9 protein-coding genes are annotated in these 11,181 nt (G+C 70.2%); 4 read left to right on the top strand and 5 right to left on the bottom strand.

Annotation, left to right across the window (positions count from 1 at the left end; genetic code table 11):
* Positions 1 to 299: 299 nt before the first annotated feature.
* The 5 genes from FKR81_RS42620 to moeA form a co-directional block, all read right to left on the bottom strand.
* Positions 300 to 2,453 (bottom strand): AAA family ATPase, encoded by a 2,154-nt coding sequence (locus tag FKR81_RS42620; protein ID WP_146361238.1) that lies wholly within the window; start codon positions 2,451 to 2,453, stop codon positions 300 to 302.
* A gap of 18 nt (positions 2,454 to 2,471) precedes the next feature.
* A complete protein-coding gene (gene pssA / locus FKR81_RS42625; protein ID WP_146361240.1) occupies positions 2,472 to 3,434 on the bottom strand; it encodes a CDP-diacylglycerol--serine O-phosphatidyltransferase in 963 nt (320 codons plus the stop codon).
* Between the two features lie 3 nt (positions 3,435 to 3,437).
* Positions 3,438 to 4,133, bottom strand: a complete 696-nt coding sequence (locus FKR81_RS42630; protein ID WP_146361242.1) for a phosphatidylserine decarboxylase — start codon at positions 4,131 to 4,133, stop codon at positions 3,438 to 3,440.
* Positions 4,134 to 4,314: 181 nt separating this feature from the next.
* A complete protein-coding gene (locus FKR81_RS42635) occupies positions 4,315 to 5,655 on the bottom strand; it encodes a M48 family metallopeptidase (protein ID WP_146361244.1) in 1,341 nt (446 codons plus the stop codon).
* Between the two features lie 16 nt (positions 5,656 to 5,671).
* Complete coding sequence (gene moeA, locus FKR81_RS42640; protein ID WP_268891632.1) at positions 5,672 to 6,865, bottom strand: molybdopterin molybdotransferase MoeA; 1,194 nt, start codon at positions 6,863 to 6,865, stop codon at positions 5,672 to 5,674.
* A 37-nt stretch (positions 6,866 to 6,902) separates the two neighbouring features.
* On the opposite strand from moeA, the gene FKR81_RS42645 reads away from it, so the two are divergent.
* The 4 genes from FKR81_RS42645 (at position 6,903) to groL (ending at position 10,959) form a co-directional block, all read left to right on the top strand.
* The gene (locus tag FKR81_RS42645) at positions 6,903 to 7,544 is read left to right on the top strand and encodes an AIM24 family protein (RefSeq protein WP_146361246.1); all 642 of its coding nucleotides are present in this window, start codon (positions 6,903 to 6,905) and stop codon (positions 7,542 to 7,544) included.
* Positions 7,545 to 7,621: 77 nt separating this feature from the next.
* On the top strand, positions 7,622 to 7,825 hold the full coding sequence (locus tag FKR81_RS42650; RefSeq protein WP_146361248.1) for a cold-shock protein: 204 nt from the start codon (positions 7,622 to 7,624) through the stop codon (positions 7,823 to 7,825).
* 57 nt (positions 7,826 to 7,882) lie between these two features.
* Complete coding sequence (locus tag FKR81_RS42655) at positions 7,883 to 9,127, top strand: serine/threonine protein kinase (protein ID WP_146361249.1); 1,245 nt, start codon at positions 7,883 to 7,885, stop codon at positions 9,125 to 9,127.
* A gap of 212 nt (positions 9,128 to 9,339) precedes the next feature.
* Positions 9,340 to 10,959: a chaperonin GroEL gene (gene groL / locus FKR81_RS42660; RefSeq protein WP_146361251.1), complete on the top strand. Its 1,620-nt coding sequence runs from the start codon at positions 9,340 to 9,342 to the stop codon at positions 10,957 to 10,959.
* Positions 10,960 to 11,181: the final 222 nt, after the last annotated feature.

Genomic DNA, 11,181 nt, shown 5'->3' on the forward strand with positions numbered 1-11,181 from the left:
GGGAAAGACACCAGGTCAGTCAAGCCACGAGTCAGACCCACCCAGCAAGGACCACCACACACATCCTCACTGTCAAGGCCCAATCGCTGCGCCGAAGGCGCGACCCAACCACCGACACCGAAACACCGAAGCACAGCAAGCATCAGACCCCAGCCCCGACGCGGACCGGCAGCCAAGCAAAGAACCCAGCCCCGACGAGAACCGGCAGCCAAGCTCAGCCCAAGAGCCGAGCCCAACTGCACCGACACGTCGGCACCCCGAAACCATGGGGCGCAAGGCAACCCCACCGAGGCAGCGCGTCAGCGAGAAGCGGCGTAAGCGGCCAGCGAGGCGAGTTGGGCCGGGTCGAGCGACGGTCGGACCGTCTCCCGCGCCTTGGCGAGGTGCTCAGCCGAAACCTCCGCGGCCTCCAAGGACTCGCGCATGGCGGTCAACGCGGCTTCCCGCACCAGAGCGGCGCAGTCAGCGGCCGAGTACCCGTCCAGCTCCTCGGCCAACGCGTCCAAGCTGACACCGGGGGCGAGCGGCGTATTGCGAGCAGCCGCGCGCAGGATCTCGCCGCGGGCAGAGGCGTCCGGCGGCGGCACGTAGACCAACCGCTCGAGACGTCCCGGCCGCAGCAACGCGGGGTCGATCAGCTCAGGCCGGTTGGTCGCACCCAGCACGATCACGTCGCGCAAAGGCTCGACGCCGTCGAGTTCCGTCAGCAGAGCGGCGACCACGCGATCGGCCACGCCGGAGTCGGCTGACTGGCCGCGGCGCGGTGCCAGAGCGTCCACCTCGTCCAGGAAGACCAAGGCGGGTGCGGCGTCCGCTGCCCGGCGGAACAGTTCGCGTACCGCTCGTTCGGACTCGCCTACGAACTTGTCCATCAGTTCGGCGCCCTTGACGGACAACACGTTCAGCTGGCCGGTGCCCGCGAGCGCGCGGATGAGGAACGTCTTGCCGCACCCCGGCGGGCCGTAGAGCAGCACGCCGCGCGGTGGGGCTACGCCCAGGCGGGCGAAGGAGTCCGGGTAGCGCAGTGGCCAGAGTGCGGCCTCGGTCAGGGCCTGTTTGACGTCGGCCATGCCGCCCACGTCATCGAGGGTCAGGCCGCCGGTGTTCAGGTTGTCCGAAGTGGACATCGAGATCGGGCGGACGGTGTTCAGGGCGCCTGCCAGGTCCTCCTGGCTCACGCGCGGGGAGTCGACGGCGCGTTGGCGCAGGGCTGCGCGCACGGCTGCTTCGCGGCGCAGTGCGACCAGGTCGGCGGCCACGAAACCCGGTGTGCGGTCGGCGATCGCGCCGAAGTCCACTTCGGACTCCAGTGGTACGTCGCGGAGCAGTACGCGCAGGAGGGAACACCGGGTTGCGCCGTCTGGCAGCGGGAGCGTGAGTTCGCGGTCGACCAGGTCCGGGGTGCGCAGGCGCGGGTCGATGGCCTCGGCGCGCGCCGAGGTGACCACCAAGGCCAGGTGGGGGAGGGATACCGCGGCGCGGAGCATGTCCAGTACGACGGTGGCCACCGGCGGTGGGGAGCTGGCCGGGACCAGGGCTTCGATGTCGTTGATCAGCAGGACGGTCGGGCTGTCCGAGACGGACGCGATCGCGTCGCTCAGGCGTTTCGCCGTCGCGCCCGCCTCGAGCACGGCGATCGAAGGTGCGTGCACCTCGACGACGGCTGCGTCCACCGAGGCGGCCACGGCGCGGACCAGAGTCGCCTTGCCGACGCCCTCGGGGCCGCTGATCAGGGCCGCCAGGCGCGGGGACGCGCCCAGCTTCGTGAGGAGCTCTGGCTGGCGGAACATCAGTTCCAGCCACTCGGACAGCGTGCGCGCCTGCTCGCGGTGGCCCACCAGGTCCGCGATGGGCAGGGCCTCGTGCTGGACCACGGCCGGCGGAGGCGGGGCGGGCTCGGCGGCGACGGCCGAGCGCCAGGTCACCACGCTCGACGGTTGCACGGCGACGGGACCCGCCGGGTCGCTGGACGTCACGGTGATCAGCTCGTTGGTCCACGTCATGCCGATCGCGTGCGACAGCTGGCGGCGGGCCAGTGACACGTCGGCACCCGGCGGTGGGGCCAGGTCCTGGGGGAGCAGGGACACCGCGTCGCCGACGGTCAGGACCTTGCCGGTCAGGGCCAGGCGGAGGGTTTCCGAGGTCAGAGAAGTGGTGGCCAGGCGGGAACCCGCGACGGTGATCGAGCGCGCGGGAGTGACGGACACCGGGGCGACCACGATCTCCGAGCCCTCGACCACGCCCAGGTTCGACAGGGTCACGTCGTCGACCAGGACCACGCCGGGCGGGTTCTCACCCGCTGCCGCCAGTGCCGCGCTGACGCGGGCGCCGGTGAGGCGCACCGCGTCCCACGCGCGCAGGCCCAACGCGTCCAGCACCTCGGGGTGCAGACGGACAACACCGCGCCGGGTGTCCAGCGCGGACGGGGACAGCCGAGCCGTCAGCGTGATCACGCTGAGGACTCTATGTCCTCACTGGCGGTTTTGGCGGCGCAAGCCCAACTGGCGCCAGCTGCGCCTGCGGTTGCCGTTGGACGAGACCTCGGCGGCCGCGGCCACCGACGCGTCGCGGCGGGGGCGGCGCACCGCGCGCATCGCGGCACCGGCCACCCGGCCGTGCAGCGGCTGGCGCAGGCCGAGCCGGCGAGCGGCGACGCCGTGGGCGCGCTTGATGGCGCGTCGTTCGACGCCGGTGACGGTCCACGCCTCGGGGTGCTTGGACAGCCAGCGGTAGCGGCGCACCGAGTAGGGCAGGTGGCCCAGGTACACGACCATCGCGAGGATCAGCGCCGCGAGCGGGAACGTGATGATCGCGGCCGCGAGCAGGCCGACGAGCACCAGCAGCGGCGCGACGAAGCGCGGTGGCACCTTGATGGTCTTCACCGACAGCGTCGGGATGCGGCTCACCAGCAGCATCGCGACGAGCACGGTCCACGCCATCACGACCACGGTCCCCGACCACCAGCCGGGGCGGCCGACCTGCTCGTCCACGATCAGCGGCAGCAGCAGCAACAGGCCGCCCGCGGGGGCGGGGACGCCGACGAAGAACTCCTTCGCGAACGGCGGCTGCTCGACCTCGAGCAGGGTGTTGAACCTGGCCAGGCGCAGCACCATGCACACCGCGAAGACCAGTGCGATGACCCAGCCCGCCCGGCTGGAGTCGAACTTCCACACGTAGATCACGAGTGCGGGCGCGACCCCGAACGAGATCGCGTCCGCCAGTGAGTCGAGCTCGGCGCCCATCTTGCTGGTGGCGTCCAGCAGCCTGGCGATCCGGCCGTCCAGCCCGTCGAACACGGCGGCGGCGGCGATCGATGCGATCGACGCGCCCCACATGCCGATGGTGGCGAAGTGCACTGCTGAAAGGCCCGCGCACATGGCGAGCACTGTGATGGCATTCGGCAGAAGCCGGATGCCAGGCCCGCTGGGAGCCACCTATCAGCCCTCCGGAAGCTCGGCGAGAACCGTCTCGCCACCAATGGTGCGCTGGCCGGCCTCGACCAGTGCACGACTACCGCGCGGAACGTACAGGTCGACGCGCGAACCGAAGCGGATGAGTCCGTAGGTCTGACCGGCGGCGACCTTCTCGCCCTCGGTCACCTCGCACACGATGCGGCGCGCGACCAGGCCGGCGATCTGCACGACGACGAGGTCGTGGCCGCCGACAGTGCGCAGCCACACGGTGTTGCGCTCGTTGTCCTCGGACGCCTTGTCCAGGTCCGCGGACAGGAACTTGCCGGGGCGGTAGGACACCTGGCGGATCTCGCCGTCCGCGGGCACGCGCTGCACGTGCACGTCGAACACCGAGAGGAACACGCTGATCCGGATCATCGGCTCGTCGCCGAGGCCCAGCTCGGCGGGCGGCGTCGCCTCGACGACGTGCGACACCGTGCCGTCCGCGGGGGCGACCGCGATGTTCGGCCTGGTCGGCGTCACGCGCTTGGGCTCGCGGAAGAACCACGCCACCCACGCCGTGAGGACCATGCCGACCACACCGGCGCGCTTCGAGAAGCGGCGGAGCAGGAAGGTCGCGATCGCGGCACTGGCCACGAACGGGCGGCCGTGCGGGCTCATCGGCGGCACAACGCCGCGGGCGAGTTCGAGGAAGTGGGAAACGGGCTTCTCGCTGCTCATCGTGTCGGGGATCCGTAGCTTCCGGGGTTGGTCGGGCCGGGAACACGCTACGCCAACGCCCGAAACCTCCGGGTCCGGGCGGCTCGTGCATCCCCCGACGAATGCACGGGCCGCCCGACGCCTTCCGGACAGTGTAATCCCCGTCACATGGGGTGAACAACGTCGAAGGGTGAGCGCTCTGTCACAGCCCGTCGACGCCCATCACCTGCAGATGAGCCCTGAGCTGCGGCACGAGCGCCGGGTCGCGGACGGCGGGCGCCACCAGCTCCTCGGGGTGCACGACCCCGCCCTGCGGGACGCGCAGCGCGAACACGCCGCCCCAGTCCAGCTCGAGCTTCACCTGCCCGGCCATGACGAGCCGGTGCACGACGGTGAACGCGAGCAGCTCGGTGACCGTCTCCACGGCTGCCCGGTCCGCTTCCTCACGCGACAGGCTCAGGTCGACCGTCTCGCCGGTCAGCCTGCGCAGCTCGCCGCGCGTCAGCGCGTCGAGGACGTTGCCGAGCGACGAGCCGATGCCGCTGACCCGGCCCGCGTGCTCGAGCGCGACGGCGTACCGGTGCGTGTGGACCGGGCCGGCGAGCTCGACGATCTCCTGCCACTCCGCGAACGGACGTGGCGGGAGTAGCTGCTGCGCGGCGTTCTCGGCGCCGTTGAGGACCATCCACACCAGCCGCTCGTCGCGCGGAACGCCGTCCTCCCTGGCGAGCGCCTCACAGGAGTCGCACGGGCCGCCGTTGCGCGACGGGTGGTCGAGGTAGGCGAGGAACCCGGCCAGCACCGGCGGCGTCCGCCCCGCCTGCTCGGCCAGCAGCAGGAACGTGTCGCGGAAGTCCGACCAGAGCCGGAGAACCGAGGGCAGGGCGTGCGCCGTGCGCTGCGTGATCCCGGGACTGCCCGCCGCGGTGGCCCGTTCGTTCGCGTGCCTCTCGCGGTCGTCGGCGATCGGCGCCGCGACGCGGGCGTACACCGACGCGAACGCGCGCGTGCCCGTGTAGGAGAAGCCCTCGAGACCGGCGACGCCGTCCAGCCTCAGCTTCGCGCGGTACGCCAGCGCGGCGAGCCTGGAGCCGCCGCCGTCGAGGTAGCTGAACTGGCTGGCCAGCAGTGCGCGCAGCTCGCTCACGTTGAGCCCGGCCACGACCGGCAGCCCCAGCTCCAGCCAGCGCAGTCCCCGCCGCTGCTCGACTCCGCTGCCGCCGTCGAGCACCAGCCGGATCTCCTCCACGCCGCGCGTGCCCGCGACCGCAGCCACCTCGTCGACCAGCTGCCACAGCTCCGGCTGGGCCTCGCGAGTCAGCAGCACGGCGTGCGGCTCCGGCTCGGGCTGGTGCCGGAACACGACCCAGGCGGACCACAGCGTGGACGCGCCGAAGGCGAACGCGAACACGCCGGCCCACAGCCCCGCGAAGTACAGGCCCTGGATGCAGAGCCAGACGGCCGCCACGGTCATGCCGAGCGAGAACACGCCGGTCACCGCGAAGAAGGCGGCCAAGGTCCCCAATGCCAGTACGGCTCTCATGCGACGTTCCCCCAGGTCACCACAACATGCGAATGGTGACTTTAGAGCCGGCGGGGAGATCCGTGGCGTCTTCCGGAACTTCGATCAGGCAGTTCGACAGGGCCAGCGCGGACAGCAGGTGCGAGCCGGGCCCGCCGACCGGCGTCACGACCTCGTTGGACTCCGGGTCGTACGCGCCGCGGCGGAACTGCGTCTTGCCCTTCGGTGAGGTGATCGCGCTGGTCAGCGCGGCCTGTGCGGTGTGGCGCTCGACGACGGGATGACCCATGGACGCCAGCAGCGCGGGCCGCACGAACACCTCGAACGACACCTGCGCGCTCACCGGGTTGCCGGGCAGCGTCACCACGGCCACACCCTCGTACGTGCCCGCACCCTGCGGTCCGCCCGGCTGCATCGCGACCCTGGTGAACTCGACGCCACGACCGGTGAAGGCGTCCTTGACCACCTCGTACGCGCCCGCGCTCACCCCACCGGACGTCAGGATCACGTCCGCAGAGCCGAGGTGCGGCGCCAGCGCGGCGTGGAACTCGGCCGCGTCGTCGGGCACGAACCGCAGCAGCGTCGCCTCGCCGCCCGCCTCGCGCACCGCGGTGGCCAGCATCAGGCCGTTCGACTCGTAGATCTGGCCGGGCAGCAGCGGCTGACCGGGTTCGACCAGCTCGGAGCCGGTCGACAGCACCAGCACGCGCGGCCTGCGCCGGACCGGCAGCTCCGCGAACCCGAGCGCGGCCAGCAGACCCAGCTGGGCAGGCCGCAGCACGGTGCCCGCGCTGAGCACGGTGGCGCCCGCGCGCACGTCGTCCGCGGTGCGCCGCACGTTCTGGCCGGCCGGGACGGACGCGTTCAGCGTGACGCGGGACGTGCCCGCGTCGGTCAGCTCGACCTGGATCACCGCGTCCGCGCCGGGCGGCATCGGCGCGCCCGTCATGATGCGGTGCGCGGTGCCCGGCTCGAGCGGCACGACGTCGGTCTTCCCGGCCGGGATGTCGTCGGCGACCGGCAGCTCGACCGGCGCGGCTGCCACGTCCGCGGCGCGCACGGCGTACCCGTCCATCGCGGAGTTGTCGAAGGGCGGCAACGAGATGGGCGCGACGGCGTCCTCGGCGAGCACGAGGCCGAGGCAGCTCGCGAGCGGCAGCCGGTCGACCGGCATCAGGCCGATCAGCCCGGCGACCCGGTTCCTGTGGTCAGCGACTGTGGTGAGGGGCACGCGTGCATACTGCCAACTGACGATCAGGGGGGATGCAGTGCAGGTCAGGACCCGGCACACGCCGACGTTCGGCGTCGCGCGGCTCGTGCTCGCGCCCGACGAGATGGTGCTCGTGGACCCGGCGACGGTGCTGGCCACCAGCTACGGACTCGGTTACGAGCGCAAGGGCAAGGGGAGCACGCTGGTCGGGCTGTGCACCGCCGGTCGTGAAGGCGGGTGGGTCGACGTCGCGCCCGCGTTCCCCGGCGACCTGCACGTGCTCGAGCTCGACGGCAAGACCGGCTGGTGCTACGCGAAGCTCGGCTGGCTCGGCTCCGGCAGCACGGTGCTCAAGGACGCCGAGGCGCCGCCGCTGAAGGCGCTGTTCGGTGGAGGCGAGGGCTTCCTGAACTACGCGCACGGCCAGGGCTCGGTCGTGCTCGCGTGCTGCGGCACGCTCGACGTCGTGACGCTGACCGACGGCGAGCTCGTGACCCTCGCGAGCGACCACGTCGTGGCGTTCGCGGACTCCGTGCAATGCCGGTTGCGCGCGGCCGCGCAGGACGGCCCGCAGTCCATCCGAACCGGTGAGGGACTGGTCTTCGACTTCGCAGGACCGGGTGTTGTGCTCACCCAGACGCGCGGTCCGCGGCAACTCGTCAACTGGTTGCGAGCCAACGGAGTCAGCTCTCGTTCATGACTCCGTAAGGAGGTATCCGAGCACTGTTTCTTCTTTTAGCGTGGCGTTCTGCTTTGCGTGACTTGAAGGAGGACGTCTTGGCTCTCGGTACCGTCAAGTGGTTCAACTCCGAAAAGGGATACGGCTTCATCGCAACCGACGGCGGGCCCGACGTGTTCGTGCACTACTCGGCGATCCAGATGGAGGGCTTCCGGACCCTCTCCGAAGGCGACCGGGTGCAGTTCGAGGTGCAGGCCGGCCGGGACGGCAGGAGCCAGGCCTCCGAAGTCCGCCGTGCCTGATCACATGTAGGACCAACCCCCAGCGCGTCCGTTCGAGCGGACGTTAGGCTGCCTCGCGTGTCAGATGACCTGAGCGGGCGGCGGATCGGCCACTACCGGATCGACGGGGTGCTCGGTCGCGGTGGCATGAGCGTGACCTACAAGGCCACGGACGTGAGACTGGGCCGCAAGGTCGCGCTCAAGGTCATCGGTGAGCACCTGACCGCGGACGCGGAGTTCCGCGAGAGGTTCGTGGACGAGGCGCGCAACACCTCGGCCATCGACCACGCGAACATCGTGCCGCTGTACGACTTCGACGAGGTCGACGGCCTGCTGTACATCGCCATGCGGCTGGTGGACGGCCAGGACCTCGCGGGCCACATCAAGGAGGGCCCGCTGTCGCCGGGCCGCACGCTGACCCTGCTCGGCCAGGTCGGCGAAGCGCTCGACATGTTGCACGGCAAGGGCCTCGTCCACCTGGACGTGAAGCCCGCGAACGTGCTCGTCACCACCAAGGAAGCCTCGCGCGAGCACGTCTACCTCGCGGACTTCGGCCTGACCCGCCGCGGCGCCACCGGCCACCGCACCCGGACGGGTGATTTCCTCGGTTCGCCGACCTACGCCGCGCCCGAGCACCTGCGGGGCGAGCCGGTCGACGGCCGCACCGACCAGTACGCGCTCGCGTGCATGCTCTTCGCCTGCCTCTCCGGGCGGCCGCCGTTCCAGGGCAGCGTGCAGGACGTCATCCACGGCCACCTCGGCTCCGAGATGCCCTCGCTGTGCGCGCTGGTGATGTTGCCGCCGGGGATCGACGACGTGATCCGCAAGGGCACCTCGAAGGACCCGTCGCAGCGCTACGCCACCTGCGTCGACCTGGTCAACGCCGCGCGCGGCGTGCTCGCCCCGCTGATCCGCGCCGGTGACGGCGCCCCGGCGCCGAGGCAGCACCCGTCCGGTTCGATCCCGGTGCAGTCGCCGATCTCCGGGCCGATGCCCGCGCAGCAGACCCCCGCCTACCAGCCGCCGGGCTACCAGCCGCAGCAGTCGCTGGCGGACCCGGTGCGGCTGCGCCCGCCGAACCAGATGGGCCAGAGCGCGTTCACCAGCGTGCAGAAGACCGGGCGCCCGGCGTGGTTCGCACCGGTGATCGCGGGCGCCGTCGCACTGCTCGTCATCATCGTGGTGGTCATCATCCTGTCGCCGGGCGACGAGCCCGCGCGCGGACCGGGCAGCGAGCCGTCCGGCCCGTCGCTGCAGGTCGGGGACAACTCGGGGAGCAAGAAGCCGCTGCCGACGTCGGTGTCCGTCCGCCCGTCGCGCTGACCTGGTCATCTTGCACTCGACCCCGGCGAGTGCTAAACACGAACTAGCACTCAGGCACCCTGAGTGCCAGCAGTGAGGCTAGGACTGGTGAGGCCGCCTTTCGAGGGGGTCGTCCGTCGCGGGCACCGAGCCTGGCCAATCGCACCGTGTTCCGCTGTGGGCGTGTGTCCACAGTGGCCCCAGAATCCACAAAGGCGGAGGAACACACCGCAATGGCCAAGATGATTGCGTTCGACGAGGAAGCCCGTCGCGGTCTCGAGCGCGGGATGAACATCCTCGCTGACGCCGTCAAGGTGACGCTCGGCCCGAAGGGCCGCAACGTCGTGCTCGAGAAGAAGTGGGGCGCGCCGACCATCACCAACGATGGCGTCTCCATCGCGAAGGAGATCGAGCTCGAAGACCCGTGGGAGAAGATCGGGGCCGAGCTCGTCAAGGAGGTCGCGAAGAAGACCGACGACGTCGCCGGTGACGGCACGACCACCGCGACGGTTCTGGCTCAGGCCCTGGTGCGCGAGGGTCTGCGCAACGTGGCCGCCGGCGCCAACCCGCTCGGCCTCAAGCGCGGCATCGAGCAGGCCGTCGAGGCAGTTGCCGAGCAGCTGCTGAAGGCCGCCAAGGAGATCGAGACGAAGGAGCAGATCGCTGCTACCGCGTCCATCTCCGCCGCTGACTCCACGATCGGCGAGCTCATCGCCGAGGCGATGGACAAGGTCGGCAAGGAAGGCGTCATCACCGTCGAGGAGAGCAACACCCTCGGGCTCGAGCTTGAGCTCACCGAGGGCATGCGCTTCGACAAGGGTTACATCTCCGGTTACTTCGTGACCGACCCCGAGCGCCAGGAAGCGATCCTCGAGGATCCCTACATCCTGCTGTTCGGCTCCAAGATCTCCACGGTCAAGGACCTGCTCCCGCTCCTGGAGAAGGTCATGCAGTCGGGCAAGCCGCTGCTGATCATCTCCGAGGACGTCGAGGGCGAGGCCCTGGCGACCCTGGTCGTCAACAAGATCCGTGGCACCTTCAAGTCCGTCGCCGTCAAGGCTCCGGGCTTCGGTGACCGCCGCAAGGCCATCCTCCAGGACATCGCGATCCTGACCGGTGGCCAGGTCATCACCGAGGACGTCGGCCTCAAGCTCGAGAACGCCGACATCTCGCTGCTCGGCAAGGCGCGCAAGGTCGTCGTCACCAAGGACGAGACCACCGTCGTCGAGGGTGCTGGCGACGCCGACCAGATCCAGGGTCGCGTCAACCAGATCCGCGCCGAGATCGACAAGTCGGACTCGGACTACGACCGCGAGAAGCTCCAGGAGCGCCTCGCGAAGCTCGCCGGTGGCGTCGCCGTCATCAAGGCGGGTGCCGCGACCGAGGTCGAGCTCAAGGAGCGCAAGCACCGCATCGAGGACGCGGTGCGCAACGCCAAGGCCGCCGTCGAGGAGGGCATCGTCGCCGGTGGTGGCGTGGCTCTGCTGCAGGCTGCCGAGGCTGCGTTCGCCGGGCTGCGTCTCGAGGGCGATGAGGCCACTGGTGCCAACATCGTCAAGGTCGCTGTTGAGGCGCCTTTGAAGCAGATCGCTATCAACGCCGGCCTTGAGGGTGGCGTTGTGGTCGAGCGCGTCAAGAACCTTGCTCCTGGTGAGGGTCTCGACGCTGCGACTGGCGAGTACAAGGACCTGGTCGCCGCTGGGATCATCGACCCCGCCAAGGTGACTCGTTCCGCTCTGCAGAACGCTGCTTCTATCGCCGCGCTGTTCCTCACCACTGAGGCTGTTGTGGCTGACAAGCCGGAGAAGAACGCGGCTCCGGCCGCGCCTGACGCCGGTGGCATGGACTTCTGAGTTCCTGCTTGGTCTGAAGGCCCCGTCCTCTTTTGGGCGGGGCCTTTTGGCTCTTCTTTGGTGTGCTGCGGTTGGGTTCCTTTGGTTGGGGCTCCGCCCCTCTTGGGTTCTATTGATCGTTGCAACACCTGGGTTGTGAGCAGGGGTTGCAGTGGTCGAGAACCGGAAGTGTCGTGCATCGCAGAGGTCGAAGAAGCTGGTGGTTGAGTGCCAGGTTTATCT

It is taken from the genome of Lentzea tibetensis, assembly GCF_007845675.1.
Taxonomy (GTDB): domain Bacteria; phylum Actinomycetota; class Actinomycetes; order Mycobacteriales; family Pseudonocardiaceae; genus Lentzea; species Lentzea tibetensis.